The organism is Paenibacillus silvestris, assembly GCF_009882985.1.
GTDB classification, from domain to species: domain Bacteria; phylum Bacillota; class Bacilli; order Paenibacillales; family NBRC-103111; genus Paenibacillus_E; species Paenibacillus_E silvestris.
The window spans coordinates 655,495-678,158 of record NZ_WTUZ01000022.1; the positions used below are offsets into that span (position 1 = coordinate 655,495).

Below are 22,664 nucleotides of genomic sequence, written 5' to 3' on the forward strand. Positions count from 1 at the left end.
GGCTGGTAAATTTAGGCCGATGGTTACATGGTATGATGCGAAACAGAAAACATGATCAGAAAATAGAAAGTTTTGTTATGTTGAATTTATTAAGGCTTCTTTTTGGGGCTGCGGGGGATTGTTTTGGTTGATTTAAGTGGCTTAGGGCCATAAAAGTCCAGGGCTGGAGGGTGAAACGGCATAGGCGTTTCCGGTGCGGCGGCTTCCACAATGACGGTCGGGGCAGGCTGTCTTAATGCGTCGGCCCACTGGGGCTCACGGTACTGCTGATTGCACATCCATAGCCACTCATCGACGGAGAGCTCTTTTTTGACAACAACGAAATGATACATAATTTCACTCACGACATTCGGCTGAAGCTGGAGCAACAAATCAAGCTCATCCTGCTCATACAGCGGGGGGCTAAAGGGAGATTCATAGAAAAACTCCATTCTGAGCAGCCGGAACTCAAAAGGAACGGAGTTGCCCGTATAGCTGGGGACGTTGGGACTAAGTGGACTGCCTGGCGGTTGATGAAAACGATTAGTGAAATAACGCGGTGTATATTCATCGAATTTTTGCTTAAGATGGGGATTGGACATATGGCGGAAATGATGGGCGTACGGCGACAGGATACAGACGATCGCTTTGTGGACACAAATCCGGTGCACCTCGGACATGACAGCTAGGAGATCGTTCACATAGGGGAGACTGCGGCTGGCCATGACAAATTCAACGGATTGATCAGGCAGTGGAATGCCGTCATTGATATCACAAACCATGTCCACTTCCGGGCCGCCAATACGATCTATTCCGTAAAAATGCTTATGTTTATGCTCGCCGCATCCCAGATCAACTTTCATGTGGGCTCTCCTCTCAAATGAGTAATCCTGTGATCCTATAGTGTATGGCCAAGTTTCTCATCAGAAACTGCTGTTGCCTAAAGCTTTCAAAAGTAAGCGAAAAATAGAAAAAACGCCGCTGCCTACGAGATAGGCAGCAGCGTTTTAGTCTAGCAAATTACCCTTTGACAGCGCCAATCATGACGCCTTTGACGAAATACTTTTGCACGAATGGATATAAAATAAGAATAGGCACGGAGGCTACCATGATCGTTGCATATTTGATCGTTTCCCCAATTTGAAATTGATCGGCTGCATTGGCACCGGTTGACATGGAGTCGGTGTTATTCGAAATGAGAATTTCTCTTAACGTGAGCTGAAGCGGATACAGATCTCGGTCCTTCAGGAAGATGGAGGCATAGAACCAACCATTCCATTTCTCAACGGCATAATAGAGAATCATAACAGCAATAACCGGCATGGAGAGCGGGATGATAATGCGGAATAGGATGACGAAGTGATTGGCCCCGTCCATTTTCGCAGATTCCTCAAGGCTTTCAGGTACGGCCATGAAGGCAGTACGCATGATGATCAAATTGAATGTGTTAACCGCAAAAGGTAGAATCGTAGCCCATAAGGAGTCGATTAAGCCTACGCCCTTGACCACCAAGTAGAGCGGGATGAGACCGCCGCTGAAAAACATCGTTACAACAACGATGAAGATAAATACATTGTTCCACATGACATTTTTACGCGAAAGGACATAAGCTCCCAAGGATGTGACGATTAGGTTGGTGATGACACCGAAGAATAGGATGAAAATGGTGTTCTGGTAACCTTTGAGAATCGCAGGGTTCTTGAAAACGCTTTTGTAAGCTTCAATACTGAAGCCTAATGGCTTGAACAAAAACCCTTTGTGGGTAATCAACTGCCCAGCATCGCTGATGGAAGCGAAGGTGACGTAGAGAAGTGGATACAACGTAACGACAACGAGCAGAAGCAGCACAATGTGGATGATCGTAGTAAATACTTTGTCTGAGTAGCTGGTTTTCACTTCAGTCCCTCCTTTCTCACCATAAGCTGCTTTGACTTATTTTTTTACTGATTTTATTGGCTGCAATGAGCAAGGCTAGATTGATAACGGAATTGAACAAACCGACCGCGGAGCTGTAGCTCCAACCGAATTCGATTAAGCCTTTTCGATAAACGAAAGAGGAAATAACATCGGCCGTATCATACGTGCTGGGATTATACAGCAAAATAATTTTCTCGAAACCAACGTTTAGTAGATTCCCCATTCGCAGAATGAACATGATCGCGATGGTCGGGAGAATACCCGGGAGCGTAATATGCCAGATTTGCTTGATTCGGTTGGCTCCGTCGATTTTCGCCGCTTCATACTGCTCCTGATCGATTCCCATGAGAGCCGCTAAATAAATGATAGACTCCCATCCAATCTTCTGCCATATTTCCGATAAAATATAGATCGTCCGGAACATCTCAGGCTTCTGCAGCATGGCTGTGTCACTGAAGCCAAAGTAAGTCATAAAGTTATTAATGAGCCCGCCATTATTCGTAAAATCTTTGATCATCCCGGCAATAACGATGAGGGAGATGAAATAAGGCATATACGTAACCGTTTGCACGAAACGCTGAAACCTTTTATTCGTCAGCTCATTGATCAGAATCGCCAAAATAATAGGTGCAGGAAACTCAAAGCATAGCGAGTAAAGCGAGATAATAACAGTGTTCTTGAGAATTCGCCAGAAATAATAGGAACTGAAGAAGTCATTGAAGTGCTGGAAGCCGACCCATGCGCTGCCCAAAATACCTTTATTCGGGGTATACTCCTTGAATGCAATCAGAGCTCCATACATCGGCGCATAATGGAAGACAAAGTAGTAGACCAGCACGGGTACCATCATGAGGTACAAATATTTGTTGAGCAAAAAATCGCGCTTAAAGCGTACTTGGAACGTTGCTTGCCCTGCTTTGCGCATGAAATCTCTCCTTTCGCCGCGAGTTTCTAGTAAAGCGGGGAGGGCGATTGCCCTCCCCCTGGCTTGTTAATTATCTTTTGTTGAAACGATCCAAGGAGGCTTTCTTAATTTCAAGCGCGCGGCTCAGTTTAACAGACTTGAATTTTTCTTGATATTTTTCGAAGGAATCTAAAGGCTCAGTGCCCAGAATGATTTTGAGCGTCATTTCATCAACCAACGTATTAAGGTCCGTCATGATTTTGGCAAGCTCTGTACTTTCTTCCGGTGTAGCCGTGATTGGTGGCAGTTTGTGTTTGTCTACATCTGTTTTTTGCCAAGTTGTAACCGCATCACGCTGCGTTTGCAAAGCCAGATATTGCTCAATGTAGCGTTTATCTTGAACGAATGGACCATTGTAGTTACCGCGTACATACAGGGACAGCGCTTGTGCCGGTGCTAATTTATCCGGATTTTTCATGAGAAGGTCTGTATATTTCGGATAGCCATTTTCCATTTTGTAGGAAACGCCTTCGGTGCCGAAGTTAAAGTAATTATGACCTTCTTCGGAGTAACCATAGTCAAGAAGTTTCGCTGCAGTCTCAATATTTTTGGAAGAAGCCGTGATCGCAACCATACCACCTGGTGAGAAGGATGGATCTTTCTGGCCGTACATCGCGATATCACCTTTTTTGAGCACCGGATATGGCGCTGCAATGAGTACGCCTTTCGGATCTTTCGCTGAAATAAGAGGCTGCCATTTCCCGATACCGCCGCCTGCATTATTGACAGTTACGCCTGTTGCACCGGAGGCCATATTGGCATCCAAAGCTTTGCCATCCGCTGTAGCGAAGTTTTTATCGATCAAGCCTTCTTCATACCATTTGCGAAGGGTACCCAAGAAATCTTTGTAGCCTTTTTCAGCCGGACCAAATTTAATCGTGCCATTGTCAATATAGAAATCACGCGTAACGCCATAAGCACCTGCGAAAGCGCCGTTTCCTAATTCATTGAAAGGTCTAGGCACACTGACAACAGAGAATGCAGCTGTAGCGCCTTTCTTCTCTTTAAAAGCTTTAAGTGTCGTATACCAATCGTCAATCGTCTCTGGAATCGGCAGACCTAGTTCGTCCAGCCAGTCTTTCCGGATAATTGGACCTTGATAGACACGCAAGTAATCATCGCCGCGGATGAAAGGGAAGGAATAGTAGCTGCCGTTATCGGTTTTTACTTGTTTGTCGATTTCCGGATGCTCTTTCAGATATTTCTTCAAGTTAGGTGCAAATTTATCAATCGTATCATTCAGTTTCAAAATGTAGCCGTCTTTGATCGCTTTTTCAGGACCGCCAGGGAATGCTCCTTGCCAGTCGAATTCAATCATATCCGGAAGATCACCTGATGCTAACAAAACGTTCAATGCTTGCTGACCTTGGTTGGTAGGAGGAGCAAGGAACTTCAATGGAACACCGGTCTTTTTCTGCCAATCCTGGAAGAAAGGAATGTCGGCGTGAGCGGCTTTAACACCTGTCACGTTGCCAGGCAGTTCGCCCCAGTACGTTAGAGTCTTGTCTGTTTTGAGCGGATACGAAGCAGGTGCGGCAGCTGCCGCTGGAGCGGTGGTTCCGCCGGCAGTCGCTTTCGGACTCGTGCTAGATTCTGCAGACGGTGTGTTCGATGACGAACAAGCGACAGTCAAGCTTCCCATTAACGTTGTTGCGACAAGCACGGTGAACATTTTTTTTCTGTTTTTTTGCATTGATTGACCTCCTAAGAGTTACTGAGTTTTTCGCCAAGCAAACTGGCATTGCAGACGATGCTGCATGAATGCTGTAAATTGAGGCGATCTCTGTCACACCTTTACTATATGATAACGCTTACAATTCAACCATCTGCAAATTATCCAATTGCTTCTTGAATAGTTGAGATAGGCTCTACAAAATGTCCAATCGGGTCTTCAAAATAGCCAATATAGGCCTATAAAAAGGAGTGGACAGCCTATTGGCTGCCCGTAATATCTACTTTTCAATCAGTTCCTTATATTTTCCCGGCGTAATACCTTCGACTTTCTTGAACACACGGATGAAGGCATTAATATCATTGAACCCCACGCCATTCGCAGCATCGCCGACCGACTGCTCTTGGCTTTTCAGAAGCTGCTTGGATTTGTCGATCCTGACTTTATTGATGCGATCGAGCAGCCCTTCGCCTACGTAATCTTTGAACAGCTTGGACAAGTAAGTAGCTTTGCGGTCAAAATGGCTGCCAATCATGGTTACATTCAAATTCGCGTCGGAGTAATTATTTTCGATATACATAGAAATTTCGTCGACCAACTGCTGCAGCGCTTTTTGCCGCGTTTGCGAGATGGCAGCCTGACGTTTGGCAGATGTATATGCGCAAACCTGCTCTAGCATTTCGTTCAAATAGAGATTCATTTCCGGGACGGTTATGCTGCTTAACAGCCGGTCGACCAGCTTGGGATTGCGGATGAAGAAGCTCTCCTGAATGTCACCTGTTTCACTAATGCTTTTCATCATTGTAGTTACCAAGCCTAATATTAAGCACTTGGTTAAGGAGACGGAAATCCCGCGGATTTCAAAATTTTTGTTCATGATCTCGGCAAGAATGCTCTTAGCGTCTTCTAATTCCCCTGATTTCACAGCATACAGAAACTGTTGTTCAACTTGCACGGGATAATAGTAACCGGAAGCAGGTTCACAGGGACGGTTAGCTTGCAAATCATCATAGGCGAGAATTTCACGTCCTCCCATAACCAGCTTGTAGGCCATGGAATCTAACGCTTCCAAGAAGGCTTCAGGTACTTTTGATATTTTCTCATGGATGCTGCTGATCGAGATCGTCAAATGAATGTCATAAGTAGCGGATAGGAAACGCTGCGTCTCTTCAGCGATGCGCAGCAGTTCCTCCTTGCCGTTCGTATCCTTTTCCAGCGTTAAATTGACTAAGCAGGCAAGCGAGTCGTCGATCTCCGTCGCATAGCCGCGGTGCCGCTTGGATGTCAACTCTTCCACAACATTCATAATAATGAATTGCAGCAGCTTCCACTTATCCTCATCCGACGTATGGGTAATCCGTCCGAAGAACGGCGAGCTTTTATCAACGACGAACAGCATGACGGCGAAATCTTTGCGATCCAGCTTCATATCGAAAGTCGTCAAGGCTTCGGCAATTGGCATATGCCGGTCTAGCTTTCCTTTCAGCAACTTCTCGATGAAGTGAGAGCGGACCATGTGCCGCTGCTGTTCCATTTTGCTTTTGAAATCAGCCATCTCGAGTAAAGTGCTGTCTACAGCTTCTTGTATGAAGTGAAACTCGTTATAGCGCTCGCCAGAGGCATAGGTCATCTTTTTGGAAAAAGCATGGACGAGGCGCCGGACGGGATTATAATTGCGCCGTAAAAAGAAGAAAGTCAGAATGCCGCCGCCAAGCAGCGAAATCGCCATACTCATATACGTTAGATTACGGATGTGAGCCGCTTTTTGCCAATAAATCGTACTCGGCATAATGGACACATATTTTAACTTGGAGAGGGGGGATTGAATGTTAAAAACCTCGTATTTCTCATGATCTGCCCCGGAAAAATAGAAGTTTGGCGTGTTAGCTAATTTGTCGTAAGGGAAATCGCTTGGAAGCGCATGGGCCGAATTGGAAGCCAGAATCTGATTCTCATTATTCAGAATAAAGACGTGACCTTTATTGAAAATCTCCATATTTTGAATAACGCCAAGAAGACGAGACTGATCAACCATAATGACATTCGTGGCAAGCGGCTGATTGTGTTCAACAGGGTAGGTGCTGATATAGGCAACCGTTTTGCGCAGCATGTTATCGTCGCCGATTCGGGTCATCGGAATAAACCCTTTGAAGTTGGGACGGGTCATGATCTCTTGCCAGGCTGAGAAGGAAAATTCATCGCTCATATGCAAAGTTTGATAGGCAAAAGAGCTAGGCCTGACCGTAGTAGGGAGGATAACGGATTGATCCTTATACAAATAGATATAGAAAGAGTCAATTAGCGGATAGGAGGTTTTGTACATCGATAGATTGCGTGCGATTTGAGAAATATCATAGCGATATTCTTTGGGAAAGGTCTCATATTTATTCGAGTAGAGCAGTTCCTGCATGTTCACATTCCAAGTGATTTCAAAGTTAAGCTGCTCCATCGCTTTGAATTGGTTGTCCATGACTTCGCGAACCTGTTTCAATAGGGAATCATTGGCTTGCTGAATTTCATCCTTCAGCGTTTTGTTGGATTCCATGTACAAGAGTAAACCGATGACGACAGGTAAAAGGAGAATAACGATATAGGAGATCATCCAGGTTAAGACAATGCTTTGTCCGTTAAAGATGATTTTATTCTTCATGCTAGCAATCCCCTCACAATCAAAATCGGACTCGATAACGAGTTCATAGCGACACTATGTATGCGCTCTCATTTCATTGTATTTCCTTTCCATCGCCTAAGTCAACGATAGAAAAGAACCAATTTTTTATTGCGATTCTTCAACTGGCTTGAACCGATTTTTCCCGAAAAAGAAATAAAATAAATAAGAGATTACCGTGTAGACCACGGCAGTAATGCAGAAAGCATAGGCGTAGCCGTAGTAGGGGCCATGTCGGAAAACTAGGCCTGTACTTATCGGAGCCGCCAAGAACCAGCCCAAGTTGAAAACGGCTTCCCCGGAAGAGGAGGCCAGCCCGCGCAGCGAGCGGTCGACATAACTCATTTTGACTGAGTTGTAGAAGGGATTCGCCGCATTCATCAAGGCCTGACGGAACAAATACCCGCCGGAGGACAAGTAGAAATTAGCCGAGAAAGCCGTCAAGAGGAGAAAGGGGATGGAACAGAGCTGCAAGTACACAACGGATCTGACTTCCCCGAATCTCTTCACAATCATAGGGCCAATGAGAAAGGCAATCGCTGTTGCTCCTTGGCCTAACGCCACAACAATGCCGATCGCAGACTTCGAAGCTTCAAAACGATCCTCGAAATACACATTTAGATATGGAACAATCATTCCTCCGCCGATAGCTGACAGTAAACCGAGTAGGCAGAAAATAGCGATGACTTGCAAGGAAGATTTGTGGGAGCGCCACGAATGTTTCCAATTGAGCGCTTCTCTCCGCGGCTGGATTTCCTGCTCACTTTTTTCGAACATAGCCACAGGGATAACACCAAGCGCAGCGAAGACGACGCCAATTAGTAAAGTGAAACGTAAACTTAGAATCTCCTCAAATCCGATGACGAATTGAAAAAAGTCACATAGAAGGCCTCCGAGCGCAATACCCACAACATTGGCAATCATCACAAGCGCCATATTAAAGCTGAACAAGTGTACACGCTGCTGGGGAGTGGAATTGTTAGCCATAAAAGGCAGAATGGTCGCTGAGACCACAGCTAACGCCATGCCTCCGAAGAAAGAGGAGACAAGCATGCCTCCTTCAGCCTCGAATAACGAGCGAATCGTTAAGGCGACAATCGTAAAAACAAGACCAAACGTAATAACACGTTTCGGCCCGAATCGGTCATTCATAATACCTGCGGGAATAAGAATGATAGCTGCTGCCAGTGAAGTCATGCCAACGATGCTGCCGACCGTCGTTTGCTCGTAGCCGAGACTTTTGACATACAGATTATAAACGAGACCAAACATACCCAATCCTAGGTTCCAAACAAAGTTAAAGCAAAAGAATAGCAAAATATTTCGACTGTATCCCTGAAACTGAGACTTCCATTCTTGAAGTAAATTCGTCATGCGAGATTCCTGCCTTCGTATTGTGTGTCTAATTTGTAGCCGCTTTACCCATTCTACCACCGGTAAATAATTTTGAACACGGGAAAGACTTGATATTAAATTGGATCTGTATAATAATAAGTAGTCTAATCTACGAAACAGGGAGAACATGCTGAAAATGTCTACATCAACGAGTACCGTTACGGAAGAACAGAAACCAGAAGTCGAACAGATTGAAATTTGGAAATGTAAAGAGGGAGATTGTAAAGCATGGGTTCGCAAAGAATTCGTTACGGAAGCTTTACCAACATGCCCGCTCTGCAAAAATCCGATGATCCGCAGCTATAAGCACGTGCCTGTGACTGCGAAAAAAGGAAACAAAAAGTTCCTAGTAGGGAAAAAACGTTTCTAATTTATGAATATCCAAAGACCAAAGCATCTTCAACAACGCTCTTTGAGTGATGCTTTCGGTCTTTTTTTCTTGCAAGATTAACGGTGAATAAGCATACGATGATTAGTGAGGGGGGAATGCCGATGGAGCAGCCTGATCTAAATCTAAGTAATGACACCAAAGTGTTGATAGAAAAGCTGAAAAAGAGAAAGAAAGAATGGGATAGACTGAAGAAGGCGCAATGGCTATTTCTCAGTTTGACTGGCGCATTGTTACTCTATTGCACAGTATCCTTTTATCAAAAGGTTTTATTAGTTTCGGGTGGGAATGCGATGGTCATCCTGAACCTACTTGTTTCGAACAAGCGATTAACGTTTTCTCTGCTGGCTTGCATAAGCTTTTTCATGTTTAGCCGAAACCTTGTGAAGCAAAAAGAGAAAGCCAAAACGAAATACGAGAATATCCGTATGGAAACCGTCGATAGACTTGATGCTGATTGGTTGCATGACGTTAAGTCGGAAACTCGTGATAAGATTTCTAGTTATCTAGATAAAAAGTATGATATTAATATTTCTTATAAAGGTTGATTCGCTAATATAAATGGATTATTAGCTGATAAAAAGGGTATACTAATAGAAACTGTGCCCCCAAAATAGCCGCTCATGAAAAACGTCGAATACCAAAAATCGCAATACGGGAACTGAGGTAATTTGAATGTTATATCCTTCGATTGATAAATTGCTTGATATCGTTGATAGCAAGTATTCGCTAGTTGTAGCTTCTTCCATGAGAGCAAGATCTTTGCGCGATGGTGCCAAATCTGATTTGAAAGGCCAAAAGTCTTTTAAATATGTTGGCATTGCTTTAGAAGAACTTTATGGCAACTATATCAGTTATGAAAAACTTAAAACCGAGCCGGATAAGAAATAAAAGACCAGGAGAAAACCTTCAAGGCAGCAGATGAGCAGCTAGGCAACTAGTTGATGTCACTTGTATGCGTGAAGGTTTTTTTTGCGTGTGGAATCTAGTCATAATTTTGGTAGAGATAGAATACTAGTAAGAGAGGAGTGATAGCTCAGTATAAAGGGGTTGTAGCTGGATGATAAAGCCCATGATAAAAGGGATATTTCATATATTTCGTTCGCGGAAAGCGTCAGGTGCAGCGGATATTTCACTTCGTAACATCAAGGTTAGCGCACCGCGTACCTATTTTGAGCGAACGACGGCTTTTATTGACGACCTCTACTATTTTGCGAAAGACAGTTCCATGCCTTCCACGAAAATGACGATTACCTTTATTATTCGCATCCTGTTTGATAATTTTGTAGACCAAGTTCGCAAAGAAATGATGACATATGATCATCTTCTGGAGCTTAGAGATACCCATGGGGACGTTCTATACGCCAGGCCTCATTCGCAAACGATAAGTTATGCGGCTGCTTCTGCCCCTCGCCACGCTTATTCCCAAAAGTCAACCAGAGTTGACGGGAATCCAGCGGCGATGAAATTTCAATGGACACTGGGCCATGGTGCCAGGCATTCTGTGCGTTCAGATAACTCATACAAAACACTGAATGTTCCTTTAGATGCTTCCAAAGTTCGCCGGGTGGAGACGCTCTTTTCGGATTTTGAAGCAAGAGGAGAAGATATTTATATGGATATGGACGAGCTGGTATCTCTTCTCTATTATCAATTCGTTCAACATATTCGCAACAACATTCATCTTGAAGCGAAACAGTCACTCATTCACGATATGGTAAAAGAGTGGAAATTGCTGCAAGGTGAAGAGGAGAATGTGGAAGTGGAAGATAATGATTCAAAATGGCGGGATGAGGAGGAGTAAAACTATTGGCATCCAGACAATAAGAGATTAATATGGATTACAAAGATGAATTGCAAAGTGGGGGAATCGACCTGGAATGAGATACGAATGTCTATACATAGCTGATGAAAATGCCCATATACCTTGGGATGAAATAACCCCGGGTGTGCTGTACGATGTTGTAACTGGAGCCAAGCCTCGTTTGGAAACTCGATTCCGCGCATGTTGGACCGGGGATGCTTTGCTTGTCCGGTTTGAGTGCGAGGACGATCATGTCGTGGCGACGATGGAACGGCGTGATGATCCTATCTACGAGGAAGATGTCGTGGAAGTGTTTCTAGATCCCGAGGGTACAGGCAAAGTCTACTACGAATTCGAACTTAGCCCGCGGGGCGTTGAATTTGATGCTTTGATTCACAATAACCTCGATGGGCATAAAAAAGTGGATGTAGCTTGGGATGCTAAGGGTCTTCGTACGTCTGTCTCGGATGGGGCAGAGGGGTGGAAGCATTATGATCTGCGAATACCATTTGCCGATTTAACGGATGAGCAGGAGCAAGTGAAAGTACCGCAGCATGGTACCGAGTGGAACTGGAATCTGTACCGGATCGATGACGATACAGAAGGACAACGGCATTACTGGGCATGGTCTCCGACTGGTGCAGTGAATTTTCATGTTCCACAGCGTTTTGGTACGCTCGTGTTTGTGAAAGAATAGAAAAAGCTCCGACTTTCGCTTGTGGCGAGTCGGAGCTTTTTATGTTTTAGCGGAACTACAGTCCGCTATATGTTTGAATTTCAGCTGTATGACCGCTGAGGGGGAACTATGGTCCGTTATTTGACCAGTTTGGGGTGGAAAGTGGCCAACTCAAGGCAGATAAGACCCTGTAGTTCCGTTTCACACAGGAAATGAGCAGTTTTGTTCAAATAGCGTCCTGTAGTTCCCATATGCTCCATTTTTGAGGGATATAAAACGCTTAAGCGCCAATCAGCACATCATGCACGTGCTGCCAAGCCCAATCCAGCTCCTCCCGCGTAATCGTGAGCGGAGGAGCAAAGCGAATAATGTGCTCGTGTGTCTCCTTGCACAAGAGTCCCTTCTCTTTCAGCTGTTCGCAGTAGGGCCGGGCCGGGACCTTAAGGTCAATACCAATGAACAGCCCGCGTCCGCGAATCTCCGCGATCAGCGGGGACTGAATTTCCTGAAGCCGCTTCAGGAAATAGGCCCCAAGCTCATCCGAGCGCTCTGCGAGCTGCTCGTCTTCGATCACTTCCAGCGCCGCGACAGCGACGGCGCAGCCGAGCGGGTTCCCACCGAAGGTGGAGCCGTGGGACCCGGGCTCGAACACCTCAAGGACCTCGCGATCTCCGGCCACAGCCGAGATCGGAAAAACACCGCCGCCGAGCGCTTTGCCCATAATGTACAGGTCCGGCGTGACGCCTTCCCAGTCCGTGGCGAAGCGGCGGCCCGTACGGCCGAATCCTGTCTGGATTTCGTCCGCGACAAACAGCACACGATTCGCTTGGCATAGCTCATAGCATTCCCGCAGATAGCCATCCCGCGGGATAACAATGCCGGCCTCGCCTTGAATCGGCTCGAACAAGAACCCGGCTGTATGCGGTCCGATCGCCGCGCGAAGCGCCTCCACATCCCCATAAGGGATGATGCGGAAGCCCGGCGTGAAGGGCCCGAAGCCGCGCTTGTACTCCGGCGATGACGAGAAGGATGTGACCGTCACCGTACGCCCATGGAAATTCCCTTCACAGACGATAATCTCCGCTTGATCCTCTGGAATTCCCTTAACGTCATAGCCCCAGCGGCGAATCGCTTTTACCGCTGTTTCGACGGCTTCCGCCCCGGTATTCATTGGCAAAATCATCGGCTTATTTGTGTAATTCGCTAATTTTTCATAAAAAATACCTAGTGTTTCGCTATGAAAAGCTCTTGAAGTCAAAGTCACCTTCTCAGCTTGTTCATGGAGCGCTTTCAAGATATGGGGGTGACGATGCCCCTGATTCAAAGCCGAGTAAGCACTAAGCATATCCATGAAGCGGTTGCCGGCTGGATCCTCGACCCAAACCCCTTCCGCTTTGGAAATAACGATAGGTAGCGGATGATAATTATGTGCTCCGTATTTTTCAGTTTGCTCAATGATCAAAGAACTTTTTGTGTCCATGAGTATTCCTCCTTGGAGTGCAACCTGGCCAAACGTGTCTTGATACCTGTATTGTCGCACATAGCGAGCTTGTAATCCATTGTATTCTTCTGGTTATAAGGTTGCTCATGAGCGGCCGAAAGTCGATTGTGCGATATTCGGGCAGCTGATTTTCGGGAAATGCCCTTTGCATGCAGCCCCTTGCGAGCATATATTAGTAGAGAAAGTTAGACATCGTGCAAGCTTTTTTGAAATGTACCAAAAGGAGTCATGGTAATGCGTAAGTTGGGTAATATTATTTGAAGAATACTAAAACCTTTCGAATTATGAAAATGCTTTCATTTTCGCATAGATTTATTACAAGGCGTGTCAGATATTGCAGGAATAAGAGGTAGAAGGCGCGAATAGTTCAGATAGCACTTGTACATTACAGTGGTCAATTAAATATATCCCTGAAAGATGCTACTAGAACACTTACTTCGCGAGCAGTTACTTTACTGAAAAGGAACGGTGTGTACGATGAGTATTCGCATTGAAAAAGATTTTTTAGGTGAAAAACAAGTTCCAATCCAGGCCTATTATGGCATTCAAACGATGCGTGCACTTGAAAATTTCCCAATTACAGGCGTTAAAATTCATGCAGAACTTATAACGGCTTTAGCAGAGGTCAAGCGAGCAGCAGCTCTGGCGAATATGGAAACGCATATGCTGCCTAAGAAGATTGGTGAGCCACTCGTAAAAGCAGCTGAAGAAGTTAGAGCAGGCAAACTTCTGGATCAGTTTATTGTAGATTCCATTCAAGGCGGAGCGGGAACTTCGATCAATATGAATATGAATGAAGTTCTGGCCAATCGGGCCCTGGAGCTGATGGGTGAGGAGAAAGGCAGCTACTTTCACTGTAATCCTAACAATCATGTGAATATGTCGCAGTCCACGAATGATGTTATTCCTACTGCCATCAAAATTGCCGCATACCGGTTATCTCAACAATTGATCGAGACGATGATTTCGCTGCAGAGCGCTTTTGCCAGGAAAGAATCAGAATTTGATGATGTGATAAAAATGGGAAGAACGCATCTTCAAGATGCTGTTCCGATTCGTCTTGGACAAGAGTTCGGTGCCTACGCACGTGTCTTGCAACGTGATATCAATCGAATTCGCCAAGCTTCAACGGGGCTTTTGACCGTGAACATGGGGGCAACTGCCGTAGGCACGGGGCTGAATGCGAAGACGGAATACGTCAACCGCGTGATGTTCCATTTGAAAGATGAGTGTGGAATCCCGGTTGAGAATGCCGAGCATTTGGTTGATGGTACTCAGAACATGGATGCTTACACAGAACTATCTGCATCTTTGAAGGTATGCGCAGTGAATCTATCTAAAATATGCAACGATATTCGTCTAATGGCTTCTGGTCCGCGGGCTGGTCTAGGAGAGTTGAAATTGCCGCCAAGACAACCAGGCTCATCCATCATGCCAGGCAAAGTGAACCCCGTTATGCCGGAGGTTGTGAACCAAGTTGCCTTCCAGGTCATCGGGAACGACCATACGATTTGCTTGGCGTGTGAAGCGGGACAGTTTGAGCTTAACGTAATGGGACCTGTACTGGCCTTTAACTTGCTGCAATCGCTCAAAATCTTGCGCAACGCGGCGGATGTTTTCGAGCGCTTCGCGATCGAAGGATTGGAAGCGGACCGCGATCGGTGCCGCTCCTATGTTGAGCAAAGCTTCGGCATCGTAACAGCCTTGAATCCGCATCTTGGCTATGAAGTGGCCGCACAGTTGGTGAAAGAGGCTGTGCGCACAGGCATGACGCTGAAGGAGCTGATTCTGGAGCGCGGCTTGCTGACGAATGAGGAGATTGAAGAAATCCTCAATCCGATTCAGATGACGACGCCAGGCATTGCCGGCGAAAGATTGCTGCAGCCAACCGACTAAGTCAGGTTTGAGCGAATGAAACGAGACTGTCCCAAAAGTCATTCAATGACCACGGGAGAGTCTTTTTTTTTGAAGTTTTGGGAGCTTCCTCTTGGATTAACGGCATTTTTTCCAGTTATTTGTCTTTTTAAAGCCAGATCTACTTGAAATAACTGGAGTTATTCCCGCTATCGCTGCAGCTTCATAACAAAGAGGCAGTCCCAAGTCATCCAATGACTGGGGGACATGCCTCTTTGTTGAACTTTCGGGAGAGCCTCGGTTCTGTTATCTTCTATTCGTTGCAAGCCTGGTGCTGCCAATGCCATTGATAAGCAAATAGAAAGTCGTGTACATGGCGAAGATGACAAAGCCTACCAACACACAGAAAATAATAGCCTCTTTGTGTATGCTCTTTTCCAAGGTATTCACGATATCGATGTCCAGCAGAGCATCCCAGCTATTCAGGCGATATTCTCTGCCTAGAAGAATGCCATATCCGCTTAGCAGCGAAGTTACGATCATGAGAAGCCATGAAAGGATGTGGCCCCAATGCTTCGTCATAACGACATGGATCATATACATGGAGCTGCATCCAAGCAATAAGCCATTCCAGGCATATAAAAAAATGGTGAAAAAGTCATTCCAATATTCCATGCTCCATGCTTTTTTGGTTATGTATAATTCCTTTAATAGGGTCAAATGGATGAAATCAGTTATGATATACGGCGCATTTGGGAGGAACAATAGCCAGCCTAGGCCAAAAATGAACATGAAAACATGGACAATAAGGGAAGGTCTGCGCAAATGTAACAGATAAGTCAACAAGGCGAAGAGATTGGGTATCCAGGCAAGGAACAGATTCCAATTCAGAAATTCAAAATACGTTTGGTTTTTGAAGTAGAAGTAGATGCCAATCGTGGATAAGGAAAGCAGGGCGAGTAAAAGTTGCAGAATCCATTGATTTATCGTTTTCATGCTGATCTCCTATCCTGTGTCCGTCTCGTAAGTCCTCTATATTTTACCAATTAAACCTACTTGCAACAAGCAGAAAAACCCGTATCCCTAATGAGGAGTACGAGTTTCAGTTGGACGGTTAGCTATAAGATTTGTTTGCCCAACAATGAACTAATGAGGCCGACAGCAAGCTGCGAGGTCTTGTTGTTATCGTCAAGCAGCGGATTGACCTCAACGAATTCGGCGGACGTGACGATACCTGCTTCATGCAGCATCTCCACGGCGAGATGGGCTTCGCGGAATTGAAGTCCGCCTTTCACAGCGGTGCCGGTTCCCGGCGCTTCGAGCGGGTCTAGGGAGTCAACATCAAAGCTAACATGTACGCCATCTGTTTTGCCGCTGATATAAGTGATTGCATCCTGCATCACAGCAGCCATTCCTTTGCGATCGATATCATGCATCGTATAGCACTTGATACCGAGTGAACGGATCAGCTTCTTCTCGCCTTCATCCAGGGAACGAGACCCGATAAGGACGATATTCTCCGCCTTCACCTTGGCCTGCTCTCCTTTAATGCTGGTTAGCAGTGGGTGCCCCATGCCAAGGCTAATCGCGAGTGACATCCCGTGAATGTTGCCCGTTGGACTAGTATCTGCTGTATTTAAATCAGAATGCGCATCAATCCATATGACACCTAAATTGGAATAATGCTCGGATAATCCTGCCAATGTCCCAATGGCAATGCTGTGATCGCCGCCGATAATGAGGGGGAATTGCCCTTGTTCTACGACGTTGGAAACTTGTTCAGCCAAGCGGGTGTTTACGTCTATAACTTCAGCTAAATATTTTAAATTGTTTTTTTCCACCTCAGGGGGAAGCGGAGCTGCGGTATCGTTCGGGAGGCGAATCTCCGCCACATGCTGAATCGTCATATCCATTTGCTGCAAACCTCGCAATAAGCCTGCTTGCATAATAGCTTTAGGTCCTTTACTAGCCCCGCGTCGGCCTGCTCCAAGATCAAATGGCACGCTAATCGCAGCAATCGTCGGTTTGGTACTCATACGATCAACTCCTCTTGTTTGGATAGGGTGCAAGAAATTCCCGCCTACCTTCTGACTAACATTCCCAATTTCGTAAGAACCAATGCTCCTATACTATATGAAAAAAGAACCTTCCGTTCCACTCTTATTGTGGTTTAGAAGGTTTCTTTTGTCTAATTTAAAATGCCCAATTGCCTTTGCGGAAAATAGGTTCAATGCGGCCGTCTGCGTGCTCGCCGTCAATATCCATGTCGGCAGAACCTACCATGAAGTCAACATGGATCAGGCTGTCATTCAGCCCTGCTTCGAGCTGCTCATCCTTGGACATGGAAGGTCCGCCCTCCACACAAGTAGGGAAAGATCTCCCCAAAGCCAGGTGATTCGAAGCATTTTCATCAAAAAGTGTATTGAAAAAGATCAGATTCGAGTTGGAAATCGGTGAATCATGAGGAACAAGCGCTATCTCGCCTAAGTAATGGGCGCCTTCATCCATTTCGATCATCGCCTTTAAAGACTCAAATCCTACTTCGGCTGTATAGTCGACGACGCGTCCGTTATCGAAGGTGATCGTAAAGTTATCGATCAAATTCCCTTGATAACTTAGCGGCTTCGAGCTGCGTACCGTTCCCTGTGTCCCTAGTCGATTCGGTGAAATAAACACCTCTTCGGTGGGGATATTCGGGTTGAATTCAAAACCTCCGGTTCCGTTCGTAGCAGATCCACCGCGCCAAATATGCTTTTTCGGCAGCTCAACAGTTAGTTCTGTGCCCGGGGCACGGTAATGAATTTTATGGAACTGCTTCTCATTGAGCTGTTCTCTTTTGCTGCGCAGGGTAGCGTTATGCTCGTGCCAAACCTCCACAGGATGGTCTTGATCGACTCGTGTTGCTTTGAAAATCGCGTCCCACAGGGCTTCCATAGCAGCCCCTTCATCCAAGTCCGGGAACACCTTTGAGGCCCAAGCTGGTGTAGGCGCAGCGACAATCGACCAAGTCATGAAATAGGAGGACATGCTTTCTCTCCATTTGACAAGCTTAGGTCCTGCCGCTTTGGAATTGGCCGCAATACGCGCGGGATCGACGCCTTTGAGCAGCTCAGGATCTACGGCATCAATCAATAGATAAGCGCCGTTATTCTCCGCTAAATCGTTAAGTGCTTGAGCACGCCAAGCAGGATACTCGTGAAAAGCTTCCTCTGGTGCATGCATATATTTAATTTGCGTGCTGATTTCATCTTGCCATTCGATATGTACGTGTTTGGCTCCTGCTTCATAAGCTTTCCGAGAGATGAGGCGCACAAGAGCTGGATGGAGAATGGGAGCGTTAATCCACAGCGTTTGCCCGGATTGGATATTCGCACCCACGCGGACGATAAGCTCCGCATATTTATCAAGATTACGTTCAAAGGTCATAGAAATCCTCCTTTTTTCTAAAGCTTGCTAGCAGTTTATCGTGGAGTTTGTAAACTGTCAAATAATTTTTACCGTCGTTCTTTCATGAAAGTACTAGGGTTAGTGCCATGCCATTTGCGAAATTGGTTGGTAAAGTGATTGTAGTTTTGAAAACCAACGTCATAACAGACGTCTGACGCGCTTCGCTGTGTATGCTCAAGCAGGAGAGCGGCTTGCTGAACCCGCATGCGGTTGAGGGAATCAATGATGGAGTAGCCAGTGCTAGCTTTAAAAAGATGAGCAAGTCGCGATGGGGAAAGCCCGACATGCTGAGCTAATTCTTCGATGCGGACAGGCTCTCGCATCTGCTGGGACAAGAGGTGGAGGACCTCTTCAATGCGAGGGTCCATCTTATGGCTTGTCTTCTGCGCCATGATGAGCAGGATTTCCCGCAAGGAGGAAAGAATCAGCTCAAACCAGTATTCCCCGCGCTCTCTGGAATCCTGCAGGATGCGTGCGAAAGCTTGATAGATGCGCTCCCGGAGCGACTCGCTTTCAACGGTGAGGAAAAGCTGCTCCTCCTTAGGAAGCAGATTCGTTTCTGCGAGGATGGACGGAAAATGAGCCCAAACAAACTGCCAATGATGACCTTTCCTTGTACCGTAATGCTGCGGTGTTCCTGGGGCAAGCAGCGTAAGATCACCTGCTCGGCAGCGTCTTTCCGTCCCATTCTGTTTGAAGTAACCTTCCCCGTCTAAGGTGAAGCAAAGCAGCCAATCCCTACGTCCTTCAGGGCGTATGGTGACATAGGAATCCGATTCATTGAAATGCCCGGCCAAGAATGTGTTTGCTTCAATATTCATGAAGATGACTCCTTCCAGAGAACAGGATGCTAATGATTTGAGTATATCAGAAAATAGCAGGATTGTAGGAATTATTAGCAGCATTCTTACTTCTGTGAGAGCACATTATTCGGTATGCTGAAAGCAGGAAGAATACAAGATAACTTGGAGGGAAGATAAGATGGGGAGCACATTGCTTAAACTAACCATAGAGCAAAAACAGCATTTTGAACGTGAAGGTTATTTGATTGTTAAAGGCTTATTTTCAGAGGATAATTTGAGTGAAATTGATACCACTTTTGAAGATATTTCGCTGCAGACGGTCCCCGGATATTTTGAACCTGATCTGCAGGCAGATGCCTCGGACCCTCTGAAGCGTTACCCGCGTGTCATGCATCCGCACCGCTTTAATGAGACGGCCAAGAAGTATATGCTGCATCAGCCTGTGATGGAGGTGCTAGCTGATTTGTATGAAGAGGAAGCACTGGCTGCTCAGAGTATGTTCTACTACAAACCGCCAGGCTCTCGCGGACAAGCGCTGCACCAGGATAACTTCTACTTGCAGGTTGAGCCCGGTAATTGTATTGCCGCATGGACAGCGATAGATGCTGCAGATGAGCAAAACGGCGGTCTGCTCGTCGTACCCAAAACGAATACGTTGGATCTTTCTTGCCCAGATCTTGCAGACGCCAAAGAATCGTTCACAACGCATTATGTGAAGCCGCCAAAAGACGAGAAGGCGATGCCTGTCATCATGGAGAGAGGCGACGTGCTGTTTTTTAACGGCAATCTGATCCACGGATCGTACCGCAACAAAACGAAGGATCGCTTCCGCAGAGCATTCATCTGCCATTATGCCAATGAATCCGCAACACACATTAATCAACACTATTGTCCGTTATACCGCCAAAACGGCGAATCCATCGATCTGGAAAATAACACAGCCGGTGGACCTTGCGGGACTGAATTCGAAGCGGCTTATCCGCATTAAGCCTATTTTTTAAGCAGAAAAACAAGGGACTCTCCTTAGGCCAATCATTGGTCGAGGGGGGTTCTTTTTACATTACAGCTAGGAATTGCGTTATTTGGTATGGAAAATTTTCAATTGTTTACAATAGGGGAGGGGTGATGAATTGATGATGCAGGGATGGATTGCGGGTCTCATGCTTTTCATGCAGATGAATGAAATGGCCGATCAGACAACCAAGGATGAAAGTTCTCAAATTCAAGCCAATGTGCAGCGTGAGGCTTACAGACTTGATTATGTTGACGTGCCGTTGATCAATAATGAACGATTGGATCGTCTTGTGACTGAAATGGAGAAGAAAGCGTACCGGAAGCCCGTCAACGCGACGATTAGCGATGCGGGAGGGATTGTGAAAGAAATTCCAGGAGCACAATTGAATCGGCGCGCATTCGTGGAACAATTTTACAGGCAGTTTTACAGTGAGGGACCTTTGAAATTCGATGTTCCCGTACAGCCTATTTATCCGAAAGTAGATAGTGAGCTGCTTGCGAGCATCCGAGTGCATCCAATCGGCTATTATGTGACGTATTTTAATTCCAATAATAAGCACCGCTTCACGAATATTAAGCTTGCTACTCAGGCGATTAACAATTACGTAGTCCTCCCGAACGAAACGTTCTCCTTCAACCGGGTGGTTGGTGTTCGAACGCGTGGAAGAGGTTATATGCCTGCGAAAGTCATTGTCAGAGGAGAATTTTCTGAAGGGATCGGCGGCGGTATTTGTCAAACCTCTTCGACCCTTTTTAATGCGGCGGATCGGGCGGGTCTTACGATTGTAGAAAGGTACTCCCACAGCAGATCTGTGCCCTACGTACCTTCAGGAAGAGACGCGACGGTGAATTGGGGGGGGCCGGATTTCAGCTTCAAAAATAACTATAATCAACCGATCCTCATCAGAGCACAGGCTCTGCCGGGCAGAGTCTATGTCAGCATCTACTCCTCGGAGTTGATTAATCATAAGCCGCGGCACGTCCCGGGCGCTTCCAAAGCGATCCCGGAAGAAATAACGGCAGGAGCAGAAGCTGGAAATTCAGACTCTTAGACGATGAGAGGTCAATATATGCATATTTCACAAAATTAAAGCAAAAAATCACAAGACTTCACTTCCACCTTCGGCTAAAATAAAGGGCAGATCATTCAGGTCGAGAAAGGTGGAAATTCGCTTTATGAAAACGTTTTTAGATGAAAACTTCCTACTTACTAATGAAACCGCTGTTCATTTGTTCCACGAATATGCCAAAGATCTGCCGATTATTGACTATCACTGCCACTTGAGCCCAAAAGAGATTTATGAAAATAAACAATTCAATAACATTACGGAAGCTTGGCTATACGGCGACCACTATAAGTGGAGAATGATGCGCGCTAACGGCGTTGAAGAGAATAAAGTTACTGGCGAAGCTAGCGATTATGATCGTTTCGTTGCTTGGGCAGGTACGCTGCCAATGGCAATCGGCAACCCGCTGTACCACTGGTCCCACATGGAGCTTCGCACCTACTTTGGTGTGAACGACCTGATCAATGAACAGAATGCGCCTGCCATTTGGGAAAAAGTGAACGCGAAGCTGGCTGAAGGCGGTTCACGCGCCAGGGACCTGATCACGAATTCCAAAGTAACCGTCATCTGCACAACGGATGATCCTATTGATTCCTTGGAGTATCACATCAAAATCAAGGAAATCAAAGATTTCCAAACCCAAGTGCTGCCGTCTTTCCGCCCTGACAAAGCGCTTGAAATTAACCGGGCTACGTTCCTTCCGTGGATCGCTCAATTGGAAAAAGCGGCAGGCCTCACGATCTCCTCTTACGACGACCTGCTTGCAGGGCTTGAGAGCAGAGCTGAATTTTTTAATTCCGTAGGCTGTAAAGTGTCTGACCATGCTTTGGATTACGTGCCTTTTGCGGTGGCGACCAAAGAAGAAGTTGAACAGATTTTCAAATCGGCCCTGGCTGGTAACGCAGTTAGTTTGGAAGATGAGAAAAAATATAAAGCATTCACGTTGTTGTTCCTAGGCGGCATTTATAAAAAGCTGGATTGGGCGATGCAGTACCATATCAACGCGTCCCGTAACAATAATGGACAAGCTTTTGCAACACTCGGACCGGACACAGGATTTGATTCCATCAACGATAGCCCTGTAGCTAGCGCGCTTACTGGTTTACTGTCCTCTCTAGCTGTAGCGGATTCGCTGCCAAGAACCATTTTGTACTCATTGAACGCGCGTGATAATGAAATTCTTGCTTCGCTGATGGGCAGCTTCCAAGGTGACGGGATCCCTGGCAAAATTCAGCTTGGCGCCGCTTGGTGGTTTAACGATACGAAAGACGGCATGGTTTCACAGATGAAATCGCTCGGCAACTTCGGTTTGCTTGGTCGTTTCGTCGGCATGCTTACCGACTCCAGAAGCTTCTTGTCGTACACGCGACATGATTATTTCCGCAGAATTTTGTGCAACATGATCGGCGAATGGGTGGAAGACGGCGAGTTCCCCAACGATGAGCAGCTGCTCAAGCAGTTGGTTCAGGGCATTTCCTACAATAACGCGAAACAATATTTTGCGTTTTAAAAGAT

At 46.0% G+C, this 22,664-nt stretch carries 20 protein-coding genes; 9 read left to right on the forward strand and 11 right to left on the reverse strand.

Translation table 11 applies throughout. The annotated features are described in order from the left end of the window. Positions 1-89: 89 nt before the first annotated feature. From GQF01_RS23320 to GQF01_RS23345, 6 genes are all read right to left on the reverse strand, one after another. Complete coding sequence (locus tag GQF01_RS23320) at positions 90-842, reverse strand: class I SAM-dependent methyltransferase (RefSeq protein WP_161409055.1); 753 nt, start codon at positions 840-842, stop codon at positions 90-92. A gap of 157 nt (positions 843-999) precedes the next feature. Continuing rightward, the gene (locus tag GQF01_RS23325; protein ID WP_161409056.1) at positions 1,000-1,875 is read right to left on the reverse strand and encodes a carbohydrate ABC transporter permease; all 876 of its coding nucleotides are present in this window, start codon (positions 1,873-1,875) and stop codon (positions 1,000-1,002) included. Between the two features lie 16 nt (positions 1,876-1,891). Beyond that, the gene (locus tag GQF01_RS23330) at positions 1,892-2,821 is read right to left on the reverse strand and encodes an ABC transporter permease (RefSeq protein WP_161409057.1); all 930 of its coding nucleotides are present in this window, start codon (positions 2,819-2,821) and stop codon (positions 1,892-1,894) included. 70 nt (positions 2,822-2,891) lie between these two features. Then, complete coding sequence (locus GQF01_RS23335; RefSeq protein ID WP_161409058.1) at positions 2,892-4,553, reverse strand: extracellular solute-binding protein; 1,662 nt, start codon at positions 4,551-4,553, stop codon at positions 2,892-2,894. Between the two features lie 259 nt (positions 4,554-4,812). Further along, the gene (locus GQF01_RS23340; RefSeq protein WP_161409059.1) at positions 4,813-7,182 is read right to left on the reverse strand and encodes an AraC family transcriptional regulator; all 2,370 of its coding nucleotides are present in this window, start codon (positions 7,180-7,182) and stop codon (positions 4,813-4,815) included. Between the two features lie 126 nt (positions 7,183-7,308). Continuing rightward, positions 7,309-8,724 (reverse strand): MFS transporter, encoded by a 1,416-nt coding sequence (locus GQF01_RS23345; protein WP_328803517.1) that lies wholly within the window; start codon positions 8,722-8,724, stop codon positions 7,309-7,311. Between the two features lie 7 nt (positions 8,725-8,731). Here GQF01_RS23345 and GQF01_RS23350 point away from each other — a divergent pair, with 7 nt between their 5' ends. The 5 genes from GQF01_RS23350 (at position 8,732) to GQF01_RS23370 (ending at position 11,484) form a co-directional block, all read left to right on the forward strand. Then, positions 8,732-8,965: a cold-inducible protein YdjO-related protein gene (locus GQF01_RS23350; RefSeq protein ID WP_161409061.1), complete on the forward strand. Its 234-nt coding sequence runs from the start codon at positions 8,732-8,734 to the stop codon at positions 8,963-8,965. Positions 8,966-9,087: 122 nt separating this feature from the next. Beyond that, on the forward strand, positions 9,088-9,531 hold the full coding sequence (locus tag GQF01_RS23355) for a DUF2663 family protein (protein WP_161409062.1): 444 nt from the start codon (positions 9,088-9,090) through the stop codon (positions 9,529-9,531). Positions 9,532-9,658: 127 nt separating this feature from the next. Further along, a complete protein-coding gene (rpoZ, locus tag GQF01_RS23360) occupies positions 9,659-9,874 on the forward strand; it encodes a DNA-directed RNA polymerase subunit omega (protein ID WP_161409063.1) in 216 nt (71 codons plus the stop codon). A 169-nt stretch (positions 9,875-10,043) separates the two neighbouring features. Then, on the forward strand, positions 10,044-10,787 hold the full coding sequence (locus tag GQF01_RS23365) for a hypothetical protein (protein ID WP_202556613.1): 744 nt from the start codon (positions 10,044-10,046) through the stop codon (positions 10,785-10,787). 76 nt (positions 10,788-10,863) lie between these two features. Beyond that, positions 10,864-11,484, forward strand: coding sequence for a carbohydrate-binding family 9-like protein (locus GQF01_RS23370; RefSeq protein WP_161409065.1), 621 nt, complete (start codon positions 10,864-10,866; stop codon positions 11,482-11,484). Between the two features lie 259 nt (positions 11,485-11,743). On the opposite strand, the gene GQF01_RS23375 is transcribed toward GQF01_RS23370, so the two are convergent. Then, the gene (locus GQF01_RS23375) at positions 11,744-12,943 is read right to left on the reverse strand and encodes an ornithine--oxo-acid transaminase (protein ID WP_161409066.1); all 1,200 of its coding nucleotides are present in this window, start codon (positions 12,941-12,943) and stop codon (positions 11,744-11,746) included. A gap of 498 nt (positions 12,944-13,441) precedes the next feature. Here GQF01_RS23375 and aspA point away from each other — a divergent pair, with 498 nt between their 5' ends. Then, positions 13,442-14,860 carry an aspartate ammonia-lyase gene (gene aspA / locus GQF01_RS23380; RefSeq protein ID WP_202556615.1) on the forward strand — a complete coding sequence of 473 codons (1,419 nt, stop codon included), beginning with the start codon at positions 13,442-13,444 and terminating at the stop codon, positions 14,858-14,860. Between the two features lie 264 nt (positions 14,861-15,124). Here the strand turns inward: aspA and GQF01_RS23385 are convergent, their stop codons facing one another. From GQF01_RS23385 to GQF01_RS23400, 4 genes are all read right to left on the reverse strand, one after another. Beyond that, positions 15,125-15,814: a DUF1361 domain-containing protein gene (locus tag GQF01_RS23385; RefSeq protein WP_161409068.1), complete on the reverse strand. Its 690-nt coding sequence runs from the start codon at positions 15,812-15,814 to the stop codon at positions 15,125-15,127. 122 nt (positions 15,815-15,936) lie between these two features. After that, the gene (gene rocF / locus GQF01_RS23390; RefSeq protein ID WP_161409069.1) at positions 15,937-16,854 is read right to left on the reverse strand and encodes an arginase; all 918 of its coding nucleotides are present in this window, start codon (positions 16,852-16,854) and stop codon (positions 15,937-15,939) included. Between the two features lie 157 nt (positions 16,855-17,011). Next, on the reverse strand, positions 17,012-18,244 hold the full coding sequence (locus GQF01_RS23395; RefSeq protein WP_161409070.1) for an aminopeptidase: 1,233 nt from the start codon (positions 18,242-18,244) through the stop codon (positions 17,012-17,014). A 68-nt stretch (positions 18,245-18,312) separates the two neighbouring features. Further along, positions 18,313-19,086 (reverse strand): helix-turn-helix domain-containing protein, encoded by a 774-nt coding sequence (locus tag GQF01_RS23400; protein WP_161409071.1) that lies wholly within the window; start codon positions 19,084-19,086, stop codon positions 18,313-18,315. A 160-nt stretch (positions 19,087-19,246) separates the two neighbouring features. On the opposite strand from GQF01_RS23400, the gene GQF01_RS23405 reads away from it, so the two are divergent. The 3 genes from GQF01_RS23405 to uxaC all read left to right on the forward strand — a co-directional run bounded on the left by GQF01_RS23405 (position 19,247) and on the right by uxaC (position 22,659). After that, the gene (locus GQF01_RS23405) at positions 19,247-20,056 is read left to right on the forward strand and encodes a phytanoyl-CoA dioxygenase family protein (RefSeq protein ID WP_161409072.1); all 810 of its coding nucleotides are present in this window, start codon (positions 19,247-19,249) and stop codon (positions 20,054-20,056) included. Positions 20,057-20,201: 145 nt separating this feature from the next. Beyond that, positions 20,202-21,134 carry a VanW family protein gene (locus GQF01_RS23410; protein WP_161409073.1) on the forward strand — a complete coding sequence of 311 codons (933 nt, stop codon included), beginning with the start codon at positions 20,202-20,204 and terminating at the stop codon, positions 21,132-21,134. Positions 21,135-21,258: 124 nt separating this feature from the next. Continuing rightward, positions 21,259-22,659, forward strand: coding sequence for a glucuronate isomerase (uxaC, locus tag GQF01_RS23415; RefSeq protein ID WP_161409074.1), 1,401 nt, complete (start codon positions 21,259-21,261; stop codon positions 22,657-22,659). The last annotated feature ends 5 nt before the right edge of the window (positions 22,660-22,664 follow it).